Below are 25,258 nucleotides of genomic sequence, written 5' to 3'. Positions count from 1 at the left end.
CGCGGTGCGGGTCGAGCCGTTCGACCCCGGTGCCGCCGCGGGCCGGGCTACGGCCGGCATCCTCGCGAACACCCTGCACGGCTCGTCGCGCGGTGTCGTCGTCGACTCGCCGCCGGGGGCCGGGAAGTCGACCCTGGTGGTGCGCGCGGCCCTCGAACTGGCCGCCGCGGGACGCCCCTTGATGGTGGTGGCGCAGACGAACGCGCAGGTGGACGACCTGGTGCTGCGGCTGGCCGCGAAGGAGCCGGGCCTGGAGGTGGGGCGGCTGCACTCGAACGACAGCGACCCGTACGACAAGGCGCTCGACGACCTGGACAACGTACGGAAGTCGGCGAAGGCGGGTGAGCTGGCCGGGCTGCCGGTGGTCCTGTCCACCTCCGCCAAGTGGGCGCACGTGAAGAACGTCGAGCCGTGGGCGCACGCGATCGTCGACGAGGCGTACCAGATGCGCTCGGACGCGCTGCTCGCGGTGGCGGGGCTGTTCGAGCGGGCGCTGTTCGTGGGTGACCCCGGGCAGCTCGACCCGTTCTCGGTGGTGGGTGCGGAGCAGTGGGCGGGGCTGTCGTACGACCCTTCGGCGAGCGCGGTCTCCACGCTCCTGGCGCACAATCCGGAGCTGCCGCAGCACCGGCTGCCGGTGTCGTGGCGGCTGCCGGCCTCGGCGGCGCCGCTGGTCTCGGACGCCTTCTACCCGTTCACTCCGTTCCGCAGCGGCACCGGGCCCGAGGACCGGAAGCTCTCGTTCTCGGTGCCGTCGGACGGGTCGGGGCCCGACCGGGTCCTCGACGAGGCGGCCGAGTCGGGCTGGGGCCTGCTCGAACTGCCGGCCCGGCGCACTCCGCGGACCGACCCGGAGGCGGTCGGCGCGGTCGCCCTGGTCGTGCGCCGGCTGCTCGACCGGGGCGGGGTCGCGGTCTCGGAGCAGTCGGAGCAGCCGGTGGCGCTGACTCCGGACCGGGTCGCGGTCGGGACCGCCCACCGCGATCAGGCGGCGGCGGTCCGGGCGGCGCTGGCCGCGCTCGGCGTGACCGGGGTGACGGTGGACACGGCGAACCGCCTGCAGGGCCGCGAGTACGACGTGACGGTCGTCCTCCACCCGCTGTCCGGCCGTCCGGACGCCACCGCCTTCCATCTGGAGACGGGCCGGCTGTGCGTCCTCGCCTCCCGGCACCGGCATGCCTGTGTGGTGGTCTGCCGCGCGGGCGTCTCGGAGCTCCTCGACGAGCATCCGTCGACGGAACCGGTCCAGCTGGGGGCCGCGGTCTCGTTCCCCGACGGCTGGGAGGCGAACCACGCGGTCCTCTCCCATCTGGCGGAACACCGGGTCAGCTGGACTCCCTGAGCGGGGCGGCCAGGGCGAGGAGTTCGTCGACCGACCACTGGTCGTAGACGTGTTCGCCGTACTTCACGGCGGCGACGCGGCCGTCCGGGGCGATCAGGAAGTCGGCGGGAAGGCCGAGGCGGCCGCCCGGCTGGGAGGTGGCGGGCAGCCGCCCCCGCCCTCGGAACAGCTCCCAGGCGCCGCGGAGCAGGGACCGGAGGATCGCCGGCCAGGCGCGCGGGTCGAGCAGGGCCCTGCGGTGGGCCTCCACCCCGAACTCGGCGTACAGCGCCTTGGCCGGATCCGCGACGACGGCGAACGGGAGATGGGCGACGTGCTCGCGGAGCTCGTCGGCGGGGGAATGGAAGAGGACCACCTCACGGATCCCGGCCCGTTCGATCTCCTCGTGCCGCAGGACCACCGACCGCAGGTGGAGGTTGCAGACCGGGCAGCCCGCGAAGCGGCGGAACTGCACGTGTGTGGGGCGCGCGGGGTCCGGTAGGGACAGCGGGGGGCCGAGGACCGGGGTGAGCGTCCGGGCGGGCACGGAACGCCCGGACTCCCAGCGGCCGCTGCGGAGCGGGCTGCCGGAGTGCTGGGACGTGCGGGACCGGGACGTGCGGGACCGGGGCGTGTGCATGGGGCACCTTCCTCGTGGGACACGGGGTCATGGAGGACAGCGGGGCTGGGAGGCAGGGCAGGGGAGGTCACGGACGCCTTGCGGCGCCTCGCCACTTCGTAGGCGTACGGCGTACCCCTAACAGCGTAGGCGTATGGCGTACGCTGTCAACCGTCATGCCTCGACCCCGCTCCCTCACCCTGGACCGACTGGCCGCCGCGGCCCTCGCCGTCATCGACCGCGACGGGCTCGCCGCCCTCTCCATGCGCACCGTCGCCAAGGAACTCGGCATGAGCCCCATGGGGCTCTACCGCTACGTGAGCGACCGCGAGGAACTGGAAGGGCTCGTGGTCGACCGCGTCCTGGGCTCCGTCGACGCCACCCCGCCCGCCCCTGACACGCCCTGGCGGGAGCGGATCGAGATCATGGTCGGGCGGTTGCGTGACGCCGTGGCCGGCCACCCGGAGGCCGTCCCGCTGACCCTCGCCCACCGGCACCACGCGGCCGCGGGCCTGCGCTGGTCGGAGACCGTGCTCGGCATCCTGACCGAGGCGGGGATCGACGGCCGGCAGCGGGTCGTCGCCTTGCGCGCGCTCCACGGGTACGTCACCGGGGCGATCCAGCTCGAACACCTCGGGCCCCTCGCCGGCGAGGGCACGGCGGTCATCGCCGGGCTGCCCGAGGACCGGTTCCCCCACCTGGCGGAGACGGCGCGGACCGCCGGCGAGGTGGGCCCCGACCAGGAGTTCTTCGGCGGGCTGCGCCTGCTGCTGCGCGGCCTCGACGGCTGACGGCCCCGGCCGGCCCGGGGATCGGAAGCTTTCCGGGGGCGCGCGGCGGAGGGTTCACGCTCTTGCGGGACGCGGGACAATGGAAGACGGCCCGGGATTCCGGGCCGTGCCTGTGCGAGGAGGAGAAGGACGATGGCGGAATCCGCGGAGCGGAGCGGACAGCGGCGGCTTCGGCCGGCCCCGCTGGTCTTCGAGCCTGCCGAGGCGACCGCCGATCCGGAGCACTTCTTCGACCTGGAGTCGATAGAGGACCCCCGGGAGCTCCTGGCCCGTGCGACCGAGCTGACGCTCGCGTTCCGCGCGGCCACGGACCGGGCGACCGAGTTCCAGGCCATCGCCGCGGCCCAGCTGGCGGACCCGCGCCGGTTCGACCGGCTGACTCCCGCGGCCGTCGCCGAGCGGGCCCAGTGGACCGAGGACTACGCGGTCAAGATGATCGAGTTCGGCCGCGACCTGATCCGTACGAACGGCCGCCCCGCGGAGGATCAGGCCTGAGCCCCCGGGGCGCGTGAGCCTCCGGGGCGCGTGAGCCTCCGGAGCACCGTGCGCCCCGGCACCCCCGGCGCCCCCGCGCGGGGGGTCGGCGCGTGTGCGTCCCGCACGCGCCCCCTGGCATATGCGGGGCGCACGATACTCCTCGCGGGGCCTTCGCGTCCGGGATTCCGGGAACCCTCGGAAACCGCCCGGTTACGGCGGGTAGATCTGGACGCATGACGACCTGGCTGCGCGACGAGACCCCGCACGACGTCTTCCGGTTCCTCCGGGAGGGTGACGAGGGACGGCACCAGACGGCCCGGGTGACCGCCGACGGGGCCACGTGGCTCGCCTCGGCCGCCGGGGGGCACGGGGCCGCGCTCACCCGCTGGGAGGCCCGTCCCTCCTCTCCGGCGGCGCTCCCCTGCGGGACGGTCTTCGACGTCGTCAACGTGGACCCGGTCTTCGGGCGCCGGATGCTGGACCGGCTGTGGGAGGAGGGTCCGGGCTCGGGGCCCGTCGCCATGCACCGGGGCCGGATGATGCTGTTCGCCGCGCCGGGAACGGCCCAGCGGCTGCCGGCCCTCCTCGACTGGGAGGAGTGGGGCGAGGCGGTTCCGCGGCCGCTGTGCCACGGCGTGGGGGACGCGGTGACCGTGCCGCCGCTCGTGCCGTCCTCCGACGCCTCCGGGCCCCGCTGGCTGGTCGCCCCGGACACCCGGCACCCGTGGCTGCCGGGACCCGAGGTCGTGCTGTGGGCCTGCGTGCGGGCCGCCCGGGCGGCCTCCGCCGCCGACGTGCGGGTATCGATTTTTCCTCCCGCCGATCCGGATGCTAATGTCTACGACGTCAGCAGGCGCCGCTAGCTCAGTTGGTTAGAGCAGCTGACTCTTAATCAGCGGGTCCGGGGTTCGAGTCCCTGGCGGCGCACAGACGGAAGAAGCCCCTCGCGAAAGCGGGGGGCTTCTTCGTGTTCCGGGCGCGGACGCCGACCGCGGCTCCTCAGCCGACGGCCGGCGGGGTGATCCGTACCGTCCAGCCGCCCGCCTCGGTCCGGTCCGTGACCTCGACGCGGACGCCGGTCCCGGGCACGGTGAGGGTCTCGCCCTCCTCCAGCGGGGCGTCCGCCAGCGGCGGGTAGACCGAGCGGTCCCAGCAGGCCTCGGTGCGCGGGTGCGCGTCGACGACCTCGACCGGGCCGTCGCCGGAGGCCGCGTCGGCCCGCACCCGGTAGACGAGGACGCCTTCGGTGCACGTCTCGGCGTCGTTGCCCTCGGCGCTGCGGGCCTCGACGGCGAGGACGCTGTCGGGGCCGGTGCGGACGACGGCGAGCCGGGTGCCGAGGGTGCCGCCGGCCGAGGGCGGGGCGTCGCTCGGCTCCAGGCTGACGACCCGGGTGCCGGCGCCCTGGACACAGCTCACCTGGGCCCGGGAGAGCCAGCCGAGCTTCCACTTGTGCCAGCCGAACATGTCGGGGGCGAGTCCGAACTGGCTGCCCATGACGTCCCAGTCCCCCACATGGGTGTCCCAGTCGCCCTTGCCGTCCACCGGCCGGTGGTAGAGGTCGGGCAGGTCGAAGACGTGGCCGGTCTCGTGGGCGAGGACGTTGCGGTCGGGCGGGTGCCGCTCGAAGACCGTGACGACCCGCTTGAGTTCGGTGCCGTCGACCTCCAGGGGCCGGTCGAGGTTGACGACCTTGGTGGCGTCCGAGTCCACGCCGGGCGCGTCCGGGTCGGCGACCAGGTAGACGATGTCGTACGCGGAGAAGTCGACGTCCGCGTCGGCGGCGGCGATCGCGTCGCGGAGGTACGCGGCGCGCTTCCCGGCGTCCCAGTCCCGCCGTATGTCGTACTCCCCCGACTCCTTCGGCATCCGGGTCCAGGCGGACCGGGGGTGCGGGTGCAGGGTGAAGCGCCCGTAGGAGGCCCGGTCGAAGAACTCACTGGTGGCGGGGAAGTGGTCGGCGGCGAGTTCGGCCGGCTCGGTGAGCGGGTCGGAGTCCGGGAAGGACAGGAAGATCATGACCGCGTCGAGGCTGCGGGCCGGGCGCGGGTAGGAGTCGTTCCAGGTGTCGAGGCCGAGCGAGTGGTGGGCCGCGGTACGGGGCAGCGCGCAGGGACCGGCCGTCGGCGCGCCGACGGCGGGGCCGGCGACGAGACCGGTGGCGGCCAGGGCGGCGAGCGAGGTGAAGGCCGCCGCTCCGGCACGCAGCCGCGAGCGTTCCACTCCCCCGGGTGGCTGCTGACCCCTCACGTGGACCTCCGGATCGGGAATGCGGGACACCCCACCCACCTTGTGATGATTTGCGAGGTTTCGCACGTTTCCGCTGCCCCGGTCGAGTGAGGGCGCACCGCGCGGTCGACGCAACACGGACGCGCTTCAGCTCACGGAAAGTCACATTCGGTCAGGTCGTCGTCGACCCGTGTCAGACCCGCGCAGAAACGATCGGGCGGCGCACGGGGGTGGGCTTCCCCACACGGGTGCGCGCCCTTCGCACGCGCCCCGGAGCTGGAAGGCTCCCCCGCACGGGCTCTATGATCGGCTCACTCTTCCTTGGCCGACCATCCCGACCACATGTGACCGGCCCGACTGCAGTACGGGAGCGAGCGGTGAACGGAACCCCCGAAGGACCGGTGCACCCAGAGCCGCCGGAGCAGCACGCGGCCGACCGGGCGCTCACGGAGCGTCACGCCCGGTACCCGGACTCCACGGGGCGGGCGGGTCGCACCGACGCCGAACTCCGCGACTGCCGGGCCGCCTTCCAGGTCTCCCGGCTCGCCATGGCGGTCGTCGACGAGGGCGGCACCGTCGTCGCCGCCAACGACTCCTTCGGCACGCTCCTCGGCACCGAACCCGGCGCGCTCCGGGACCAGGCCGCGGCCGACCTCGTCGACCTCGCCTCCGACGGCCGCACCTGGCACGCGTACCGCGAGGTGCTGGGCGGCCGCCGCTCGCGCTTCCGCTGCACCCGGCGCCTCAAGCACCCCGACGGGCGCTCCCTGTGGGCGGAGATCACCGTCGCCCCCGTGCCCGACAGCCGGCGCGTCCTGCTGTCGATCTCCGACATCAGCGACCGGCGCGAGCTCCAGGCACGGCTGCGCCACCTCCAGATGCACGACCCGGTGACCCGGCTGCCCAACCGGGCGCTGTTCTTCGAGCGGCTGTCCGCCGCCCTGGAAGCCGCCGTGCCGGACGCCCCGGAGGAGGACGAGTCGGTCGCCTCCGCCCACCGCCCGGACCGTTCATACGAGTCGTACGGGTATGGCAGAACAGGGCGGATCGGTCTCTGCTACCTCGATCTCGACGGCTTCAAGGCCGTCAACGACACCCTCGGCCACCGGGTCGGAGACCGGCTCCTCGCCGCCGTCGCCGCCCGTCTGACGGAGTGCGCGGACCGCGACGGCTACACCCGCAGCGGCGGCCACCTCGTGGCACGGCTCGGCGGCGACGAGTTCGCGATCCTCGTCGAGGACTCCACCGGCACGGAGCAACTGGCCGATCTGGCGGGCTCGGTGCTCGGCGCGCTCCAGCACCCGTTCGACCTCGCGGGCCAGCGGCTCTCGGTCTCCGCGTCGATCGGCGTGGTCGAGCGCTCCGCGCGCGGGACGACGGCGACCGCGCTGATGCAGGCCGCGGACACCACGCTCTACTGGGCCAAGGCCGACGGCAAGGCCCGCTGGACCCTCTTCGACCCGGAGCGCAACGCGCACCGGATGACCCGGCAGGCGCTCTCCTCCACCCTGCGGCCGGCCGTGGAGCTCGGCGAGTTCGCCCTGGAGTACCAGCCCCTGGTGGACCTGGCGGACGGGGCGGTGCGCGGGGTGGAGGCGCTGGTGCGCTGGAACCACCCGCAGTTCGGCTCCCTCGCGCCGAATCGGTTCATCGGGATCGCCGAGGAGGACGGCTCCATCGTGGAGCTCGGGCGGTGGGTGCTCGACACCGCCTGCCGTCAGGCCCGCCAGTGGCAGAAGGACCATCCGCGCGAGCGCCCGATCTTCGTGAGCGTCAACGTGGCGGTCCGCCAGGTCTGGGACTCCGACCTGGTCGCGGACGTCGCCGGGATCCTCGCCGAGACCGGGCTCGCCCCGCACCTGCTCCAGCTGGAGCTGACCGAGTCCGCCGTGATGGGCTCGGCCGGCCGGCCGCTCCAGGCGCTCCAGGCGCTGAGCGACATGGGCGTGCGGATCGCCATCGACGACTTCGGCACCGGCTACTCGAACCTGGCGTATCTGAGCCGGCTCCCCGTCTCCGTCCTCAAGCTCGACGGCTCCTTCGTCCGGGGCTTCCAGGACGAGGAGCACGCCAACCCGGCGGACGAGCTGATCGTCGAGGCGCTCGTCCACCTCGCGCACCGGCTCGGCCTCACCGTCACCGCCGAGTGCGTCGAGACCTCCGGTCAGGCCGACCGGCTGCGGCGGATCGGCTGCGACACCGGCCAGGGCTGGCTGTACTCGCGCGCGGTGGCCCCGGACCGCATCGCCGAACTCATCGGCTCGGAGCCGCTTCCGGTCTGACCGGGCCCGGGCATGGAACTGCCCCCGGCCGGAGGGACATTCCGGGCGGGGGCAGTGGTCATGCGGGGTTCGGCCGGTCAGGCCGGAGGGAGGTCAGGCGCTCAGCAGGCGCCGAGGTCCTGCCAGACGCCCCACTCACCGGTGGTGCCGGGGGTCTCGTTCTGCGTCCACCACTTGGCCTTCCACTTGCGGCCGTTGTGGGAGACCTCGTTGCCCGCGTTGTAGACCGTGCCGGCCACGTACGCCGGGACCGAGCCGCAGCCCGTGGTGGGCGGGGTCGTCGGCGGCGTGGTGGGCGGGGTGGTCGGCGGCGTGGTGGGCGGGGTGGTCGGCGGCGTCGTGGTGGGCGGGGCGGTGGTGCCGCCGAGCGCGGTGTTGATCTGCTTCAGCAGGGTGGCGTTCTCGTCCAGGCCGAGGAGCGAGTACATCATCGCGCCGGCCAGGCCGCGCTGCTTGGCGTAGTCCACCCGGGCCTGGATGGACCGCTGGTTCAGGCCGGTGAAGAACTCGCCGTCCTTGTAGAAGTACGAGGACTTCGACTGGTCGTCCCAGAAGGTCGTCGACGCGTTGTCGACGATGCCGCCGAGCTCCTTGTAGTGCGCGATGCCGGCCTGCTGGCTGAGCGGGCGGGCGTTGGAGCCGCCGGTGGCGGTCTGGGCGAGGCCGTTGGTGGTGCCGGCCGGGACGCCCTTCCAGCCGCGGTAGTAGAACTCGTAGCCCAGCGTGAGCTTGTTGGCGGGGAAGCCGCCGGTGATGCCGTACGTCGGGTTGCCGTCGATCCAGGAGTCGATGGCGGAGTCGATGCTGTACTTCTCCGTGCCCGGCGCGATCACGTCGGTCGGGTCGTTCGGGGAGGGGTACAGCGGGGACTGGTGGTACGTCGGCCCGTCGCCGTCCCAGGCGCCGTGCATGTCGTACGTCATGATGTTGGCGTAGTCCAAGTACTGGCCGATCTTGTCGGTCTCGATGTACTTGATCTTGTCCTGGCCGGCCGGGAGGGCCGAGGTCAGCAGGTACTTCTTGCCGCCGTTGGCGGCGCCGTACTCGTCGAGCTGCTTGCGGAACTCGGCGAGGAGCAGCGTGAAGTTCTGCTTGTCCTCGGGGCCGTAGTGGTTGCCGAGGTGGCCGCCGGAGGAGCCCGGGTACTCCCAGTCGATGTCGATGCCGTCGAAGATGCCGGCGGCCGTGCCCGCGCCGCCGTAACCGCCCTCGACGGGCAGGTTGCCCTTGATGTACTGGTCGATGCAGGAGGCGACGAACTTCTTGCGGCTCGCGTCCGTCAGGGCCGCGTCGTGGAAGTACTTCGAGTAGGTCCAGCCGCCGAGCGAGATGTTGATCTTCAGGTGGGGGTACTTCGCCTTCAGTTCCTTGAACTGGTTGAAGACGCCCACGATCGGCTGGTCCCACTTGTCGGCGACGCCGTCGACGGAGTCGGCCGCACTGAAGGACTTCTGGTAGTCGGCGTACGAGTCGCCGGCACCGTCACCCGCGTTGGGGTTGTTGTCATCACCCGCGGCCTTGTTGGCCTCGAAACAGGTGAGGTTGGTGGGGTGGATGTTGCCGAACGAGTAATTGATGACGTCCAGCTGGCTCGCGATGCCCCGGGTGTCGAGGTGCTTGGGGTAGAACGCGTTGCCGTAGACGCTCCACTGGTCGTAGTACGCGATGCGCACGTTGCCCGCAGAGGCGGTGGTCGACGTGTCGGCCGCCTGGGCGGAACCGAGGCCGACCGTCGCGGCGAGCGCGCCGGCGGCGAGGGCCGAGCTGAGCAGCGCGGCGATCAAGGGCTTACGGGGGTGCACGTGCGGCCTCCGATGGGGGGAGTACTGGGTGGTGCCGTACAAGAGCTGAGGAAGTGATAGCCGCCGCGTGAACGGCACGTCAATGGTCTGAACCAGATTGAGGACTAGACCAATTTGACGGCGAAAGCCCTTGTCAGAGGGGTGCAGCACAAAAAGAAACCGCCCGCCACCATCGGTGACGAGCGGTTTAAGGTTCACTTAGGGGTGCGGCGGGGGCGGTTCCGGAACGAACCAACCCGCTGCCGGAATCCGGGATTCGGGCCGGATCTACCCCTCCGGAAGCTCCGGCAGCTCCGGCAGCTCCGGCAGGTCGTACGCGTCCGCGATCAGTTCGTAGCTCCGCAACCGGGCGTCCCCTCCGTGCGCGTTGGCCGTGATCATCAGCTCGTCGGCGCCCGTCCGCTTCCGCAGGTCGTCCAGGCCCGTACGGACCTCGTCCGGGGTGCCGTACACGACGTTCGCCAGCCAGCCGTCCACGAACTCCCGCTCCGCGGGGCTGAATCCGTACGCCTCCGCCTCCTCGGGCGTCGGCACCAGACCCGGCCGTCCCGTGCGCAGCCGCAGCATCGCGAGGGCGCCGGAGAGGACCTGGCGGCGGGCCTCCGCCGCCCCGTCGGCCGCGAGCGCCGAGACGCCGATCATCGCGTACGGGGCGTCGAGGACCGCCGAGGGCCGGAACGACTCCCGGTAGAGGTCGAGCGCCGGGATCGTGTTCCGCGCCGAGAAGTGGTGGGCGAAGGCGAAGGGCAGGCCCAGCAGGCCGGCGAGCCGGGCGCTGAAGCCGGACGAACCGAGCAGCCAGACCGGCGGTCGCCCCTCGGGGCCCTGCACCGGCCCGGGCACGGCGTGGATCCGGGCGTACGGGTGCCCGTCCGGGAAGTCGTCGTCCAGGAACCGGGTCAGCTCGGAGAGCTGCTCCGGGAAGTCGTCCGCGCCCTCGTTCAGGGTGTCCGTGCGCCGCAGGGCCGCCGCCGTGGCCCCGTCGGTGCCGGGCGCGCGCCCAAGCCCGAGGTCGATCCGGCCCGGGGCGAAGGCCTCCAGGGTGCCGAACTGCTCGGCGATGACGAGCGGGGCGTGGTTGGGGAGCATGACGCCGCCCGACCCGAGCCGGATGCGGCGGGTGTGGGCGGCGAGGTGGGCGAGGATCACCGCCGGGGAGGAGGAGGCGACTCCCGGCATCGAGTGGTGCTCGGCCACCCAGTGGCGGTGGAAGCCGCGCCGCTCGGCGAGCCGGCTCAGCTCGACGCTGGTCGCCAGCGCCTGGGTCGCGGTCCGCCCGCTGCCGACGGTCACCAGGTCCAGCACGGACAGCGGTACGGGCGCGTTGCCCCGCGCCTCTCCTCGAATAGCGTCGGTCACCGTCGAGACCCTCCTCGGCCCATGTGCGAATCCTTGTCCGGGCGCGCCCCGCGGCACCCGGACGGACACCTCTCCGGATGCGTAGCCGAACGCGTCTCGGATACATCAGGGCTACAACAGGAGGGTGTCTCCGGTTATTCCGGGGGCCACCGAGGGTTCTCGGCCACCCGGAGAGCCGTGGCCGGGTCCGCTTCCCCGTAAAAAATCTCCCGTTCGCCACCGGCCGAACGCGCTCACGAGCACCGTCGCGCACCGCCCTGACCTCAGACTCTCCACGGCACTCATGACGTGGGCATATGCCAGGGTGGCGCGCCCCAGCGTAGGGCCCGGATCGTCCGCATCATTCTCGCCAACAGCCGCCCCGTAAACGGTCCTTGGCGGCTATCGTGGTACGAAAGCTTGCGGTCACAACCTGGTAGGGGGAAACCGTGGCGCTGAAGCCCGAGCCCACCGCGCCGTTCCACTCGGTGCAATACGCCCTGCGCGTCCTCGAGACGGTGTCACGGCACGGTGGCGGAGTGACGGACGTCCAGATCGCGCGCGAGACCGGCCTGCCCGTGGCCCACCTGTCCTCACTGCTCCTCATGCTCCGGCGTGAGGGGTACGTCGAGCAGGTGGCCGACGGCGCGTACGTGATCGGGGACTCCCTCGTCCTCCTCGGCTCCGGCTTGACCCGCCGCGAGGCCCTGGAGGCGAAACTCCAGGAGACCCTGACCGAACTGCGCGACTCCGTCGGTGCCGCGGTCTACATCAGCAGATACATCGACGGCGAAGTGAAGATCACCCAGTTCGCCGACGGCCCTCGCACGCCCAAAGTCAACGAGTGGGTCGACTTCCGCTCGGCCGCGCACGCCAGCACGGTCGGCAAGTGCCTGCTCACCCAGCTCGACCAGAACGGCCGGCGGGACCACCTCTCCCGGCACAAGATCGCCCGGCTGACCTCCAGGACGATCACCAGCGAGCGGATCCTCTTCTCGAAGCTCGACAGCCAGCCGGCGACCGTCCCCGTCCTCGACCTCCAGGAGTACGCGGTCGGCACGGTCTGCGCCGCCGTCCCGCTCACGGCGGGCTCGGCCGTCGGCTGCCTGGCCCTCTCCCTCCCGATCGAGCACGCCCACCGGCTCCGCGCCGCGGCCGACACGCTCAACCGCAGGGCCGCTCCGGTGGTGCTCTCCCTGGCGATCTGAGGACACGGAGAAACCCGGTCCCGCGGGGTGGTCGGAAGCACCCCTCGGGACCAGGTAGTATTTTCTCTGTCAGCAGGCGCCGCTAGCTCAGTTGGTTAGAGCAGCTGACTCTTAATCAGCGGGTCCGGGGTTCGAGTCCCTGGCGGCGCACAGACAGAGAAGGCCCCCTCGCGCAAGCGAGGGGGCCTTCTTGTCGTGCCCGGGGGCCCTGCGCGGGCCCCCGGGCGGGCGTCAGGCGCGGAGGTACGTCAGGACGGCGAGGACGCGGCGGTGGGTGTCCTCGGCCGGAGGCAGGTCCAGCTTCGCCAGGATGTTGCCGATGTGCTTGCCGACCGCGGCCTCGGTCACGACCAGGCGGCGGGCGATCGCCCCGTTGGAGTGGCCCTCCGCGACCAGGCCGAGGACCTCCCGCTCGCGCGGGGTGAGCGCGTCCAGGGGGTCCCGGTGCCGGCGCAGCAGCTGCCGGACGACCTCGGGGTCGACGACCGTGCCGCCGTCCGCGACCCGGGCCAGGGCGTCCAGGAACTCCTCGACCTGCCCCACCCGGTCCTTGAGCAGGTAGCCGACGCCGGTGCCGTCGCCCGTGTCGAGCAGGTCGGCGGCGTAGCTGCGCTGCACGTACTGGCTGAGGACGAGCACCGGCAGACCGGGCCGCCCGGCCCGGAGCGCGACCGCGGCACGCAGCCCCTCGTCCTGGAAGCCGGGCGGCATCCGCACGTCGGTGACGACGACGTCCGGGTCGTGGGCGGCGACCGCCTCGCGCAGCCCGTCCGCGTCGCCGACGGCGGCGACGACCTCGTGGCCGAACCGGGCCAGGAGGCCGATCAGCCCCTCCCGGAGGAGGACGCTGTCCTCGGCGAGGACGACGCGGAGCTTTCGGGCAGTGCGGGACACGGGATCTCCACTCGCAGGACGGTCGGCCCGCCCGGCGGGCTCATGATCGTCAGTGTGCCATCGAGGACGGCGATCCGGTCGGCGAGTCCGGTGAGCCCGCTCCCCCGGGCCGGATCCGCCGCGCCCCGCCCGTCGTCCTCGACGGCCAGCCGCAGCACGCCGTCGGCATGCCGGGCGGTGACCGCCGCCCGGGTCGCCCCGCTGTGCTTGCCGATGTTGGCGAGCGCCTCGCAGACGGCGAAGTACCCGGCGCTCTCCACGCTCGTCGGCAGCCTCGGCAGCTCCACGTCGGTGTCCACCGGCACGGCGGACCGGTCCGCGGCGTCGACGATCGCCGGCCCGAGCCCGTAGTCCGCCAGGACCTGCGGATGGATGCCGTGGATCAGCTCCCGCAGCTCGGTCAGCACCCGCCCCGCCTCCGCGTGGGCCTTCGCCAGCTGCTCGGCCAGCGGGCCGCCGGCCGGGGCGTCAAGACGCGCCAGGCCCAGGGTCATGGTCAGCGCGACCAGGCGCTGCTGCGCCCCGTCGTGCAGGTCCCGCTCGATCCGCCGCCGCTCGGCCTCGAAGGCGTCCACCAGCCGGGCCCGCGACGCGATGACCTCCCCGATGGCGCCGCCCCCGTCGCCCTCCCGGGGCGTGAGCAGGGCCCGGGCCAGGGCCGCGCGGGCCCCCGCGACGGCGGCGAGCGGGTAGGCCAGGACCACGAGCAGGACCGCGCCGAGGAGCGCGGCGGCGAAGGCCTCCGGGTAGGACGTCACCAGGTACGCCTTGACGACCTTCGTCTCCTGGCCGTCCACGGCCAGCCGGACGGGCGCGCCGAGGAGGGCGACGGGCAGGCCGACGCCGACGGCGAGCGCGAGCAGGTCGAGCGGCCACAGCACGGTCGCGAGCAGCAGCCCGTACGCGAGCTCCCGCCAGGTCGCCTGCTCCCCCGCCCTGACCCGCAGCCACGCGGCGAGGCCCGGCGCGGCGGGGACCCGGTGCGGGTCGGGTGCCGGGTCCCGGTCCACCAGCCGCAGCCGGCGGCGTTCGACGCCGCCGAGGGCGGGCCCGGACAGCAGCAGCAGCGGCAGCCCGACCACGAACAGCGAGAACACCCCGAGCACCAGGTACACCAGGCACACCGCGGCTCCGACGATCCCGCCGCTCGCCAGGTATCCCGCGGCCCTCCAGGGCCACGAGCCGAGCGGGAAGCGCGTCCGGGTGAGTGCCTGCCAGCACGTACGGGGTTCCATGGGCGCCAACGCTAGGGCGCGGGCGGGCGCAGCACGATGGCCCTACCGGGCGGACCGGGGGTATGGCTGGGCCCACCCCCCGTTGTGGGCAGGCGTTCCGCAAGGGGCGGGACGGGTGGGCGCAACGGAACGGCGCCCTTGCCGGCGCCAGAGGCTTCAGCGCCTGAACCCGCACCGGATGTGCGCCGTCACTGGAGTGCGGGTCAGGGCACGGAACGCGGAGGCGCCGCCAAGGCGCGCCGTCCCGTGTGCCCACCCGTCCCGCCCTGCGGGACGATTGCCCACACGGCGGTGGGCGCAGGCCTGCCGGGTGGGAGCACGCGCGGCGGTGGGCGCAGGCCTGCCGGGTGGGAGCACGGGCGGGGGTGTCGGCTATGGCGGAGTGCGGCCGTGGGTCGTGTATTCCGTCAGGAGCGCGGACGTCGCCGCCGGCGTCAGGCGCTCGTACGGAGCGCTGGGCGTCGGCCGCCACCAGACCGGGTCCTCGCAGCGGAACGCGGCCCGCCGCAGCGCCACCCGGTGGATCTTGTTGGTGGCGGTGAGGGGAAGCTCGCGCATCACGCGGACGAAGCGCGGCGGCATCTTGGTTCCGAGGTCCGCCTGCGCGGCGAGGAAGGCCGCGAAGGCCGCCGGGTCGAAGGCGGCGCCCTCGCGCAGCGCGATCGCCGCCATGACCTGGTCTCCCGCGACCGGGTCGGGCACGGCGTAGACGGCGACTCCCGCGGCCCGGTCCCAGCGGGCGAGGATGTGCTCGATCATCGCCGCCGCGAGGTTCTCGCTGTCGACCCGCAGCCGGTCGTCGGTGCGGCCCGCGAAGTAGAGGAAGCCGTCGGCGTCCCGGTAGAAGAGGTCGCCCGTCCAGTACCAGCCGCCGCGCAGCCGGGCCGCCTCCGCCTCGGGGTTGCGCCAGTAGCCCTCGAAGGGCGAGCGGCCGCGGTTGACGAGTTCGCCGACGGCCTCGGAGGCGTTGAGGAGCCGGCCGGTGGGCGAGAAGCGGGCCGGGGCGCAGACCTCGCCGGTCTCGGCGTCGATGACGGCGAGGTCGTCGCCCGGCGCCGCCCGGCCGATCGCGCCCGTCGGGGTGTCGGGGGTCCGCTGGATCGCCGCGCCGCCCTCGGAGGAGCCGTACCCCTCCACGAGCGGGACCCCGAAGCGCTCCCGGAAGCGGGCCGCGTCCACCGCCCCCGCCTCGGTGCCGAAGCCGAGGCGGAGCGGGTGCGTGCGGTCGTCGGGGGCGGGCGGGGTGGCGAGCAGGTACTGGACGGCCCGGCCGACGTAGGTGAAGTAGGTGGCGCCGAAGCGGCGTACGTCCGGCAGGAAGCGGGAGGCGGAGAAGCGGGCCCGCAGCGCGACCCCGGCGCCGGCCGTGAGCGCGGGCGCCCAGTCGGCGATGACGGCGTTGCCGTGGAACATCGGCATGCAGACGTAGTGGACGTCGTCCCGGCCGACCCCGAAGTGGGAGACGAGGGAGGCTCCGGCGGCCGCCAGCCGCCCCTGGCTGCACAGGGCGGCCTTGGGCGCCCCCGTCGAGCCGGAGGTGAAGGAGAGCAGGAAGCGGCTGTCGGGGCGTACGGGACCGAGGGTCGCGTCTCCCGGGCGGGCGCCGGCGTAGGGGGCGAGGAGTTCCCGGTAGGCGTCGGTGTCGGTCACCAGGATGCGCACGCCGGGCAGCGGGAGCCCGTCGAGGAGGGGCAGGTGGGTGCGCTGGGTGACCAGGACCCGGCAGGCGGTGTGCCGGATGTCCCGGGCGAGTTCGGCGCCGCGCCGGGTCGGGTTGATCCCGGCGACGGCGGCCCCCGCGAGGGCCGCCGCGCTGAGCCAGAGCGGGTACTCCGGCGTGTTGTCGAGCAGGATGCCGAGGTGCGGCTCGCCCCCCGGCACGGGCGGCATCAGGTCCACGAGCAGTGCGGCCCGCGCGGCGGCGCCGGCGGCGACCTGGTGGTGGGTGAGGGTGTGGTGCTCGTCCCTCAGGCCGATCCGCTGGTCGCCCCACTGGCGTCGTACGAGCTCCGCGACGGTGTCCGCACCCCTCATGGGCCGGACTGTAACTGACGTATCGTCAGAACTGAACGCCCCGGACCCGACGGCCGGCCGGAGCTCCACGGCTTCCGGCCGGCCGACCGGTCAGAACTTGACGTCCGAGCAGGCGTAGAACGCGTTCGCGGTGTCCGCGATCGTCCACACCGCCAGGATCAGGTGACGGCCCGTCTTGCCCGCCGGAATGGTCCCGGAGTGCGAGAGGGTCGCCGGCGGCTGCTGGTTGTTGTAGGGGACGGTCAGGAACGGCTGCGGGTCGAGCGCGGCCCGGGTCAGCTTCTGGGTCGGGTCCCAGCCGTTCCTGGTGATGTAGTACTTGAAGTCGGTGGTGCGGTGCCGGGCCGTGAACTGCCAGCGGAAGCTGTAGCTCTGCCCCGCCGTGAGGCTCGTCGTCGGCCAGGCGCCACCCCGGGGGTCGTCGAGCTGGGCGAACTGCGTGAGCCCGGCCGAACAGATCCTGCCGTCGGCGGGACCGGCGGCGGGGAACCCCTTCGGGCCCTCGACCGACTGCGGCTCCCACTGGATGGGGCCGCAGTTGGTCACGGTGCCGTTGGCGCAGAGCTTCTGGCGGCTGATCGGCGAGTCGGTGTAGCCGTGGCTACCGGCACTGCCGGTACCGAGGAGGGTGACGCCGGCGACGCCGAGCGCCACCACCGCCGCCCCGACTGACTTGTTGCGCATGCTGTCGCTCCAGGAGAACGTGGGGAGTTCCGTTGGGTCGTGCTGCACGCGTGCGGTCTTGCGGGTGACTCAATTTGGTCTGGACCAAGTACCAAGGTATGGACGGAAGTTGAACATGTCCATCCCCTCACGCCCCCTCGGCGGGAGCCGTCCGGCCCGTGTAGAACGCCACCGTCAGGTCCTTGACCAGCGCCTTGCGCTCGTAGTCGTCCAGCTCCACCAGACCACGACTGGTCAGCCGGTGGACCACGTCGTCCACCGCGTCCACCACCGACGTCAGGACGCTGTCCCGGTGCTTCGCGTCGATCGCCGCGATCCGCCGCCGCTGCATCGCCGCCGCGACCTCCGGGGCGTACTCGATCCGCGTCGGCTGCACCGAGAACACGTCCACGCCCACCGGGGCGCACTCCGCCGACAGCATCCGCGTCAGCGCCTCGCCCACCGCCTCCGCGTCCCGGAGCGTCGGCGCGTCCTCGTGGAACACGTCCGCCGGAAGCTGCGACAGCACCCGTGCCATCGCCGCCTCCACCTGCTCCCGCAGGTACTCCTCGTGCCCGTCGACCCCCAGCGCCGCCCGGACGGTGTCCCGAACCCGCCACACCACCAGGACCACCACGTCCAGGGCCGTCCCCTTGGCGTCCACCGCCGACAGCGGCTCGCTCCGCCAGTGCCGGAGCCGTACGTCGACCCTGCGCCGCAGCAACAGCGGGCTCACCCACACCAGCCCCGTCCGCCGCACCGTGCCCCGGTAGTCGCCGAACAGCGTCAGCACCCACGCGTAGCCGACCCGGCCCCGCCCCAGACCGCCCAGCGCGAACAGCGTCACCACCACGCCGAGCGCCAGCAGCGCCCACTGCCCCAGATGGATCCCGTTGTACGGACGCACCGGCAGCCGCAGCATCCGCGCCGCCTCCTCGGGCACGGCCCCCGTCCACCACACCACCCCCGCCGACCCCACGATCGCCAGCGCCCCCGCCACCACCCCGACCCAGCCCGGCAGCACCGGCGCCGGCCGCTCCACCAACCCGGGATCCGCCGTCGGCGCGGGCCTCGCCCCCGCCACGGACTCCGCCTGCCGTGGCTTCCCCACGACCTCCACCCCGGCCTCGGGGCGCGACTCCCTCTTCCGCCTCCCCGGCTTGTCCCGCCCGCCCTGCCCTGCCGGCGGCGCGACCGACCCCTGCACCTTCGACGGAGCCGGAATGGCGGGCCTCCCCCCGTTCTTCGCCGACGCCGAGCCCTTCGCCGGCACGGGCCTGACCATCGCCACGGTGTCCGGCCCGCCGTCGTCACCCATCGCCCCCGCGACCACGCCCTCCGGCTCGTCCCTGAACAGCAGGTGCACCGGAATCGACCCCGTCGTCTCCGCCCCGATCACGTTCTTCCGCCGCGCCACCCGCACCACGGCCGCCACCGGCACGGCCACGACACCCACCTTCGCACCGGCGATCCACCCGAAGTCGGGCAGACGGTCGTCGAGGGGGGCCGGGGAGTGGGGAGCGGGAGCGATGCCGGTGTCGGTGTCGCCGCCGGACTTGGCGGCGATGGGGGTGCTGCCGCTCGCCTTGGCGGCGATGGAGGTGATGCCGCCGGACTTGGCCGCGATAGGGGTGCTGCCGCCCGCCTTGGCGGCGATGGAGGTGATGCCGCCGGACTTGGCCGCGATAGGGGTGCTGCCGCTCGCCTTGGCGGCGATGGAGGTGATGCCGCCGGACTTGGCGGCGATGGGGGTGCTGCCGCTTGCCTTCGTGAGGGTGTGGGGCTTGGTGACGGTGATGGCGGTGCCTGTGGTGGGGTCCATGGTGGTACCTGCCACCGGGATCGCCGGCGAGCCGCCGGTCCGCACGGCAGCGGACGCGAACGCCTCTGCCGTCTTGCGCCCGGACCCTCCGGTACCCGGCCCGGCGACCGGCCCGGGCGCCGTACCGCCCATCCGCCCGGCCGCGCCGGACACCACCGGCGCCGTGACGGGCCCAGCCGCCTCGGCGGCGGCCTTCGGCCCCTCCGGCGCACGGAAGGCAGTCCCCGTCTCCGAGACCCGCCGGGCAGCAAGTCCCTCTCGCGCCGCGGCTCCGGGGAGCGGCGAGCCCGCGGTCCCCGGAGCGGGCGGACGGTCCTCGGCCCGCGGAGCCGCCGTCGTCGCTGCCATCGCCACCGTGGTGCCCGCGGTCCCGGCGACACCGGACGCCGGGACCCCTGCCTCCGTGACGCCCTGAGGGACGAGCGCGGCCACCGACGCCGCAGCGCCCGTCCCGACGCCCTGAGACACAGAGGCAGGGGTAGAGGTGGAGGAAGGGGCAAGTGCAGACACGGACGGCGACGGCGCGGGCGCGGTCTCGGCGGCGCCGACGGGCGCGGGGGTCACGGCCGTAGCGGGGGCGTCGGGTGTGGGAGTCGCGGCCGCGGGGGTGCTGTGGGGTGTCGAGGCGGCGGGTCCGGCGGCATCGCCGGACGGCGGGGACACGGCCCCGCCCGCGGCCTCGGCCTCGGCCCCGGCACTGGCACTGGCACTGGCACTGGCACTGGCACCGATACCGACACCGACATCGGCATCCGCATCGGCACTGGGCCGAGCCGCAGGCCCGGCAGGAGCATGGGGCGTCGGAGGTGGGGAGGTGCGGGGGAGGGCGCCGTCGGTGAGGCGTCTCGCGGTGCGGGCCGCGTCACGGGAGGCGGCCGCGCCGGAGTCCGCGGGGTTCGGGGTCGATGCGGTCATTCGGGGTCCACCTCATGTTCTCGGGGTCATCGGAACAATCGCCGCCAGGTCTCCGGGCCCGGGTAGCCGTCGGCCGCTCCGCCGCGCCAGCCCTGTGCCCGCTGGAACGCCTCGACGTTGCGGCGGTCCGCCTCCGTCCAGCGCGGACCGGGTCCCGACAGGTAGTGCTTGCCGAAGCCCCGCTTCACCAGTTGTTTGCCCAGCTTCTCCACATATGCGTTGGATTGGCCCGGACGGAAGTAGCCACGCCCGGGAAACCCCGTCGCATTCGCGCTCGGGCCGCTCGAACCACCCGATCCGCCGATGCTCCTGCCCCCGCCGGTCACGAGGAGCTTCCACGTCTCGGGGCCGGGAAGGCCGTCCGCCTCCTTGCCCTTCCACCCCTGCGCCAGCTGGAACGCCTGGGTCGCGCGGCGGTCCGCCGCGCCCCACTTCGGGCCGGGTCCCTTGCTGTAGTACTTCTTGCCGCCGCGGTCGACGAGGAGCTTCCCGAGCTGGGTGACGTACGCGTTGTTGGCACCCGGACCGAACTTCGCGGCGCCGGGGTACGGCGTCGGCGTCGCGGTCGGTCCTCCGCCGGTCGTACCGCTGCCGCCGCTGACCACGCCCTTGTAGCGGTAGGCGACGTACCGGTCGGAGTTCTCCCAGTACGCCATGGGCGTCGCCTGCTTCCGCGTGCGCGGCTTGGTCTGCTCGTACGCGATGTAGGAGGTGTGGGTGTAGTCGGTCCAGCCGCCGAAGATCGTGACGTGCGAGCCGCGGGTCGGGTTGGCCGGGTTGTGGAAGAGGAGGATGTCGCCGGGCTGGAGCTCGGTGCGGTCGATCCGGTCGGCGAAGCGGTCGAGGCTGCCGGTCCACTCGTTGCTGCGGAGGTTCCAGGCCATCGAGATGTAGCCGGAGCAGTCCTGGCGGTAGCCGTCCGACCAGTACTTCTCCATGGAGTAGGGGACCTGCGCGGTCACCCACAGCTTGGCGCGGTTGATGATGTCGGCCCGGGTCGTCTGCCGCAGCGAGCCCGTCGGGATCTGGCTGGTCGCCGGCGTCGCGTTCGGGTTCGGGTTCGGGCCCGACGCCTGGTCGGCGGGCGGGTTCGGGGCCGAGGACCCGGGACCCGGCGCTCCGTGCAGCGGCCCTCGCCCGCCCTGCGGGTTCTCGGGTCCCGGCCAGGGAGTGGTGTCGGGTCCCGCCGCCTCCCTCAGGACCGCGGAGTCGACGGCCGTCGCGTCGACCGCGGAGTCGACGGCCGTCGCGTCGGATTCCGCCGCGCCGGCCGCACCGGACGCGGCGGTCCCCGCGCCCGCCGGGGTGAACGGTCCCACCGGCGCGACGGGCTCCCCCGGGCGCGGGAGGGCGGACGCCGCACCGGCCCCGCCCCCGCCCAGGACCACTCCGGCCGCCGTCACCAGCACCAGGGCGCGGCGGGCGCCGTGCGCGGCGGGATGGCCGCCCGACCGGACGGGCAGGCCCAGTGCGAGGTCACGACGGTGCCGGGCGCAGCCCGGGCAGCCGCAGTCGGCCGCGGGTTCGAACTCCTCGAAGACCGGCACGCTCATGCGATTCCCCTCCACACTCGTCAAGATCTTTTGACCCTTGTTTTGGGCGCCAGTGTCTCAACTGTCTGGACAAATCGCATTTTGACGGATCGAAGGCCTGATACGACCATCCGACAGGCCGGAGGCGACCGGTATTGGTCAGGAGCACGCCTCCAGGTCAGGTAGAGTTCTCTTTGTCAGCAGGCGCCGCTAGCTCAGTTGGTTAGAGCAGCTGACTCTTAATCAGCGGGTCCGGGGTTCGAGTCCCTGGCGGCGCACGCGAGACCGGGGCCCCTCACCGATGGTGAGGGGCCCCGGTCGTTCTCCCGATCTACGCGAACTGGCGGGCGTTGCGGGCCAGTTCCAAGGCGTACGCGTCGAACCACTCCCCCGCCCCGGGACCACCCCGGCACTCTCCGTCCGACTCGCCGGGGCGCTTGATCCACAGGAACGCCGCCACCAGCGGGTCCCCGGTCGTCCGCGTGGGCGGGGCGCCGAGAGCGCGACCGGGCGGATTGCACCAGGTCTGGGCGGGGTCGCCCTCCGTGTACGGGCCGTTTCCGTTCCTGCTGGTGTCGATCACGAAGGGCTTGCCGCCCACCAGGGCCGAGAGCCGCCCGCCGTACGCGACGCTCACCTCGGTCGTCCAGAAGTTCGCGCCATTGACAGCGAAGCCGTCCGCCTCGGCGATCCCGGCCTCCCCCAGCGGCAGCCGCAGATCCGCCGGCTCGCCCCAGCCCGCGTTGCCCGCGTCCGGGTAGACCGCGGTGGCCGGCTGCCGCTTCAGCCGGCGCACCGCCGCCTTCAGCAGCTCGTACCGCTCCCCGTGGAGCCGCGCGTCCGTGCACCCGTCGACCACGTGCATCACGGCATCCGGCTCCAGGACCACCGTGGCCCGCCGCGACCCGATCCCCCGCGCCACCGCGTCCACCCACGTCCGGTACGCGCCCGCGTTCGCGGCGCCGCCCGCCGAATACCCCCGCAATCCCTGTTCGGAATGTCGTACAGCACCAGCACCGCCTCGCGGCCCGCCGCCGTCGCCGCCCCCGTCAACGCCCTCGCCTCCTCCTCCGGCCTCCCCTCCCCTCCCCCACCCACTCCCCCTGCGGCCGCGCCGCGATCCGCCCCACAAGCTCCGCCTCCCCCACCCGGCCCGCCGCCCGACGCGCCTCGGCCGCGCGATGCGCCTTCCCGTCGGGATTCACCCAATAGGGTGCGGGGCCCGCCGCCGGTGCGGTAGCGGCGGCGCCGAGCGGGAGCAGGGTGGCGACGGGGAGGGTGAGGCGGGTGGTGGCCGCGCGGCACCCGTACGAACCTGCGGACATTCCGGCCCCTCGATCACCGACTCGGACATCCGCCCGCCCTGGCACCCCTACCCGTCGCGAGCGGCGCCCCACCCCGATGCGGGCCCTCGTTCCGCCTGGGCGGAGCCCCTCGCACCGCCCCTCGTTGTGGGCAATCGTTCCGCTGGGGCGGAACGGGTGGGCACAACGGACGGCGCCCCTTGCCGGGCCCAGGCTTCCGCGCCCGAACCCGCACCCGGAGTGCGACGCCGTACCGGTGCGGGTCCAGGCATCAGGGGCGGAGGCGCCGCCAAGCGCGCCGTCCCGTGTGCCCACCCGTCCCGCCCCAGCGGGACGATTGCCCACACGGAGGTGCGGCGGGCGGGCGCAGGCCCACGACGGCGCGGGCAAGCGGGCGGCAGGCCCGCCCCGGGGGGCAACGGGCGCGGGCCCACACGGGGGGGGTGCGGTGGGCGAAGGCCCACGCGAGCGCGGGCCCTACGGGGCGGGGCCCCGCGGTGGGAGGCGAAGGGCCGCACAAGGTGGGGGCGGGGGCCCGGATGAGTCGCGGGGCAGACGGGTGCGGGAGGGGCGCAGGGGGTGCGGGTCCGGGAGGGGCGCGGGGGTGCGGGTGTGGGGTCAGGGGCCGGTCAGGTAGGCGGAGATTATTACGTTGGCGGTGTAGGTGTGGGTGGTGGGGTCGAAGGTGCCGCCGCAGGTGATGAGGCGGAGTTCGGAGCGGCGGGGGTCGCGGGAGCCGTACGCCGCGGCGGGGTCGAAACGGTCGCGGGGGAAGACCCGGACGTCGTCGATGGTGAATTCCGCGAGGGAGCCGTCGGCGCGGGTGACGAGGACCTTGGCGCCGGGGCGGGCCGCGCTGAGGCCGTAGAAGACGGCGGGCCGGGTGTCGGTGTCGACGTGGCCGACGAGGAGGGCCGCGCCGGCGGCACCGGGGCGGGTGCCGGGGCCGTACCAGCCGACGGTGTGCGGCATCTCGAAGGGCGGCGGGTCGATGGCGCCGGTGCTGTCGAGGCCGCGGGGGACGACGGGCGCGGTGATGCCGAGGGAGGGGATCTCGACGCGGCGGGGTTCGACGGCGGGCAGGGGGTCGCGGGCCGGTGGGAGGGCCGCGCCGAGGGGGCGGCCGACGGCCGCGATGTCGCCGGTGGTCGGTGCGGAGAGGCCGCCGGGGCCCTCGGTGACTCCGCGGCCCCAGAGCCAGAGGCCGAGCAGCAGGAGGGCCCAGGCCACGCCGGTGACGAGTCGCCCGTTGCCCGCCGGGCGGGTTCCGGACGACACGGTCACTGCTCGCCGGAACCGGAACCGGTACCGGTACCCGCACCGGAGCCCGCGGCGCGCCGGCGGGAGCTGCGGAAGGCGACGGCGACGGCGGCGACGGCGGCCATGCCGAGGCCGAGGAGGGTGTACGGGGTGCCGAGGCCGCCGTCGCCGGCTGTCTGGGCGACGCCGGGGGCGGCCGGGGCGGCGAAGGCGGCGGTGCCGCCGCCGCCGGCGCGGACCGGGGCGACCGGGGTCGCGTGGTGGGTGGGCTGGTGGGTGGGCTGGTGGGTGGGCCGGTGGGTGGGCTGGTCGTGGCGGACCCGCACGGTGCCGACGTCCGGGTGGTCGTGGCCGTCGCAGGTGACGCTGACCTTGTAGGTGCCGTCTTCGAGGCCGGACCTGATGGTGGTGTCGCCGAAGAGCGGGTTCTTGCCGCCGTCGCGGCCGGTGAGCTCGGCGTCGGCGACGAACGCCTGGGACTTCGCGGCACCGGTGGTGCCCTTGCAGCCGTGGACGCGTACGTCGACGTCGGCGCCGGGCGAGGCGGTGGACGGGGTGACGGTGACCTTCACCCCGTCGTGGGCGTACGCGCTGCCGGCCGCGGGTGCCAGCACGAGTACCAGCGCCGCTCCTGCGGCACGGAGAGCAAGCGGACCTGAACGCATCGTGACCTCCTGGTACTGGCAGGGTCACCCGGATCGGCGCTCTTCGCATCCGCAGGGCGGCGGCGCGGGGTCCGTCAGACGCGGTCGACGATGTCCGCGATCGAGTCGACGATCTTCGACGGGCGGAACGGGAAGCGGTCGATCTCCGCCTGCGTGGTCAGGCCGGTGAGCACGAGGAAGGTCTGCATGCCCGCTTCCAGGCCGGCCAGGATGTCGGTGTCCATCCGGTCGCCGATCATGGCGCTGGACTCGGAGTGGGCGCCGATGGCGTTGAGTCCGGTGCGCATCATGAGGGGGTTCGGCTTGCCCGCGAAGTACGGCTCCTTGCCGGTGGCCTTCGTGATGAGGGCGGCGACGGAGCCGGTGGCGGGGAGGGGGCCTTCGAGGGACGGGCCGGTCTCGTCGGGGTTGGTGCAGATGAAGCGGGCGCCGGCGTTGATGAGGCGGACGGCCTTGGTCATCGCCTCGAAGGAGTACGTGCGGGTCTCGCCGAGGACCACGTAGTCCGGGGCGTGGTCGGTGAGGACGTAGCCGATGTCGTGCAGCGCGGTGGTGAGGCCGGCCTCGCCGATGACGTACGCGGTGCCGCCGGGGCGCTGGTCGTCGAGGAACTTGGCGGTGGCGAGGGCCGAGGTCCAGATGTTCTCGACGGGGACTTCGAGGCCCATCCGCATGAGGCGGGCGTGCAGGTCTCGGGCCGTGTACATCGAGTTGTTGGTGAGGACCAGGAAGGGCTTCCCGGTCTCCCGCAGCTTCTTGATGAACGCGTCGGCGCCGGGGATCGGCACGCCCTCGTGGATGAGGACGCCGTCCATGTCGGTCAGCCAGGATTCGATCGGCTTGCGCTCTGCCATGGGTGCGGGACTC

The 25,258-nt window shown here is 73.6% G+C and carries 19 protein-coding genes, 3 tRNA genes and 1 pseudogene; 9 read left to right on the top strand and 14 right to left on the bottom strand.

Annotation, left to right across the window (positions count from 1 at the left end):
• The first annotated feature begins 4 nt into the window (after positions 1-4).
• Entirely contained in the window at positions 5-1,342 is a 1,338-nt protein-coding gene (locus OO54_RS29490) for an AAA family ATPase (RefSeq protein ID WP_033208367.1), read from the top strand.
• Here OO54_RS29490 and OO54_RS29485 read toward each other — a convergent pair.
• Positions 1,326-1,961 (bottom strand): peroxiredoxin-like family protein, encoded by a 636-nt coding sequence (locus tag OO54_RS29485; protein ID WP_234439483.1) that lies wholly within the window; start codon positions 1,959-1,961, stop codon positions 1,326-1,328. The two genes, OO54_RS29490 and OO54_RS29485, sit on opposite strands and share 17 nt — an antisense overlap.
• Before the next feature lie 155 nt (positions 1,962-2,116).
• On the opposite strand from OO54_RS29485, the gene OO54_RS29480 reads away from it, so the two are divergent.
• The 4 genes from OO54_RS29480 to OO54_RS29470 all read left to right on the top strand — a co-directional run bounded on the left by OO54_RS29480 (position 2,117) and on the right by OO54_RS29470 (position 4,135).
• The gene (locus OO54_RS29480; protein ID WP_033208366.1) at positions 2,117-2,731 is read left to right on the top strand and encodes a TetR/AcrR family transcriptional regulator; all 615 of its coding nucleotides are present in this window, start codon (positions 2,117-2,119) and stop codon (positions 2,729-2,731) included.
• Positions 2,732-2,863: 132 nt separating this feature from the next.
• Positions 2,864-3,226 (top strand): hypothetical protein, encoded by a 363-nt coding sequence (locus tag OO54_RS29475; RefSeq protein WP_017237133.1) that lies wholly within the window; start codon positions 2,864-2,866, stop codon positions 3,224-3,226.
• Positions 3,227-3,441: 215 nt separating this feature from the next.
• The gene (locus tag OO54_RS43085; protein WP_063738340.1) at positions 3,442-4,071 is read left to right on the top strand and encodes a hypothetical protein; all 630 of its coding nucleotides are present in this window, start codon (positions 3,442-3,444) and stop codon (positions 4,069-4,071) included.
• Positions 4,062-4,135, top strand: a tRNA-Lys gene (locus tag OO54_RS29470). Before OO54_RS43085 ends, OO54_RS29470 begins: the two co-directional genes overlap by 10 nt.
• 72 nt (positions 4,136-4,207) lie before the next feature.
• On the opposite strand, the gene OO54_RS29465 is transcribed toward OO54_RS29470, so the two are convergent.
• Positions 4,208-5,488: a M6 family metalloprotease domain-containing protein gene (locus tag OO54_RS29465; protein WP_418953272.1), complete on the bottom strand. Its 1,281-nt coding sequence runs from the start codon at positions 5,486-5,488 to the stop codon at positions 4,208-4,210.
• A gap of 326 nt (positions 5,489-5,814) precedes the next feature.
• Between OO54_RS29465 and OO54_RS29460 the strand changes: the two genes are divergently transcribed.
• Positions 5,815-7,719, top strand: a complete 1,905-nt coding sequence (locus tag OO54_RS29460) for a putative bifunctional diguanylate cyclase/phosphodiesterase (RefSeq protein ID WP_033208365.1) — start codon at positions 5,815-5,817, stop codon at positions 7,717-7,719.
• Between the two features lie 101 nt (positions 7,720-7,820).
• Here the strand turns inward: OO54_RS29460 and OO54_RS29455 are convergent, their stop codons facing one another.
• On the bottom strand, positions 7,821-9,521 hold the full coding sequence (locus OO54_RS29455; protein ID WP_033208363.1) for a glycosyl hydrolase family 18 protein: 1,701 nt from the start codon (positions 9,519-9,521) through the stop codon (positions 7,821-7,823).
• Positions 9,522-9,788: 267 nt separating this feature from the next.
• Positions 9,789-10,880 carry an LLM class flavin-dependent oxidoreductase gene (locus OO54_RS29450; RefSeq protein ID WP_033208361.1) on the bottom strand — a complete coding sequence of 364 codons (1,092 nt, stop codon included), beginning with the start codon at positions 10,878-10,880 and terminating at the stop codon, positions 9,789-9,791.
• Between the two features lie 428 nt (positions 10,881-11,308).
• Here OO54_RS29450 and OO54_RS29445 point away from each other — a divergent pair, with 428 nt between their 5' ends.
• Both OO54_RS29445 and OO54_RS29440 read left to right on the top strand, forming a co-directional pair.
• Positions 11,309-12,067 carry an IclR family transcriptional regulator gene (locus OO54_RS29445; protein ID WP_033208359.1) on the top strand — a complete coding sequence of 253 codons (759 nt, stop codon included), beginning with the start codon at positions 11,309-11,311 and terminating at the stop codon, positions 12,065-12,067.
• 76 nt (positions 12,068-12,143) lie between these two features.
• A tRNA-Lys gene (locus OO54_RS29440) sits at positions 12,144-12,217 on the top strand.
• Positions 12,218-12,298: 81 nt separating this feature from the next.
• On the opposite strand, the gene OO54_RS29435 is transcribed toward OO54_RS29440, so the two are convergent.
• The 6 genes from OO54_RS29435 to OO54_RS29410 form a co-directional block, all read right to left on the bottom strand.
• Positions 12,299-12,961 (bottom strand): response regulator, encoded by a 663-nt coding sequence (locus OO54_RS29435; protein ID WP_017237126.1) that lies wholly within the window; start codon positions 12,959-12,961, stop codon positions 12,299-12,301.
• Positions 12,892-14,196 carry a sensor histidine kinase gene (locus OO54_RS29430; RefSeq protein WP_033208356.1) on the bottom strand — a complete coding sequence of 435 codons (1,305 nt, stop codon included), beginning with the start codon at positions 14,194-14,196 and terminating at the stop codon, positions 12,892-12,894. The genes OO54_RS29435 and OO54_RS29430 overlap by 70 nt, the downstream gene beginning before the upstream one ends.
• Positions 14,197-14,568: 372 nt before the next feature.
• A complete protein-coding gene (locus OO54_RS29425; protein ID WP_033208353.1) occupies positions 14,569-16,230 on the bottom strand; it encodes an AMP-binding protein in 1,662 nt (553 codons plus the stop codon).
• Positions 16,231-16,320: 90 nt separating this feature from the next.
• Positions 16,321-16,914 carry a lytic polysaccharide monooxygenase auxiliary activity family 9 protein gene (locus OO54_RS29420; RefSeq protein ID WP_033208352.1) on the bottom strand — a complete coding sequence of 198 codons (594 nt, stop codon included), beginning with the start codon at positions 16,912-16,914 and terminating at the stop codon, positions 16,321-16,323.
• A gap of 127 nt (positions 16,915-17,041) precedes the next feature.
• Complete coding sequence (locus tag OO54_RS29415; protein ID WP_033208447.1) at positions 17,042-18,871, bottom strand: SPFH domain-containing protein; 1,830 nt, start codon at positions 18,869-18,871, stop codon at positions 17,042-17,044.
• Positions 18,872-19,656: 785 nt separating this feature from the next.
• On the bottom strand, positions 19,657-21,183 hold the full coding sequence (locus tag OO54_RS29410; RefSeq protein WP_033208349.1) for a peptidoglycan-binding protein: 1,527 nt from the start codon (positions 21,181-21,183) through the stop codon (positions 19,657-19,659).
• 183 nt (positions 21,184-21,366) lie between these two features.
• Between OO54_RS29410 and OO54_RS29405 the strand changes: the two genes are divergently transcribed.
• Positions 21,367-21,440 (top strand) — tRNA-Lys (locus OO54_RS29405).
• Positions 21,441-21,493: 53 nt separating this feature from the next.
• Here OO54_RS29405 and OO54_RS41800 read toward each other — a convergent pair.
• From OO54_RS41800 to OO54_RS29385, 4 genes and pseudogenes are all read right to left on the bottom strand, one after another.
• Positions 21,494-22,487 (bottom strand): annotated as a pseudogene (locus OO54_RS41800) (glycoside hydrolase family 6 protein).
• A gap of 597 nt (positions 22,488-23,084) precedes the next feature.
• Positions 23,085-23,744: a class F sortase gene (locus OO54_RS29395; protein ID WP_033208347.1), complete on the bottom strand. Its 660-nt coding sequence runs from the start codon at positions 23,742-23,744 to the stop codon at positions 23,085-23,087.
• 2 nt (positions 23,745-23,746) lie between these two features.
• The gene (locus OO54_RS29390; RefSeq protein ID WP_033208345.1) at positions 23,747-24,391 is read right to left on the bottom strand and encodes a hypothetical protein; all 645 of its coding nucleotides are present in this window, start codon (positions 24,389-24,391) and stop codon (positions 23,747-23,749) included.
• Between the two features lie 74 nt (positions 24,392-24,465).
• Positions 24,466-25,245, bottom strand: coding sequence for an HAD-IIA family hydrolase (locus tag OO54_RS29385; protein WP_017237117.1), 780 nt, complete (start codon positions 25,243-25,245; stop codon positions 24,466-24,468).
• Positions 25,246-25,258: the final 13 nt, after the last annotated feature.

Source organism: Streptomyces wedmorensis (genome assembly GCF_000716445.1).
Classification (GTDB): Bacteria; Actinomycetota; Actinomycetes; order Streptomycetales; family Streptomycetaceae; genus Streptomyces; species Streptomyces wedmorensis.
The sequence above is the reverse complement of the archived record's forward strand: the minus strand, read 5'-3'. Positions and strand labels throughout refer to the sequence as shown.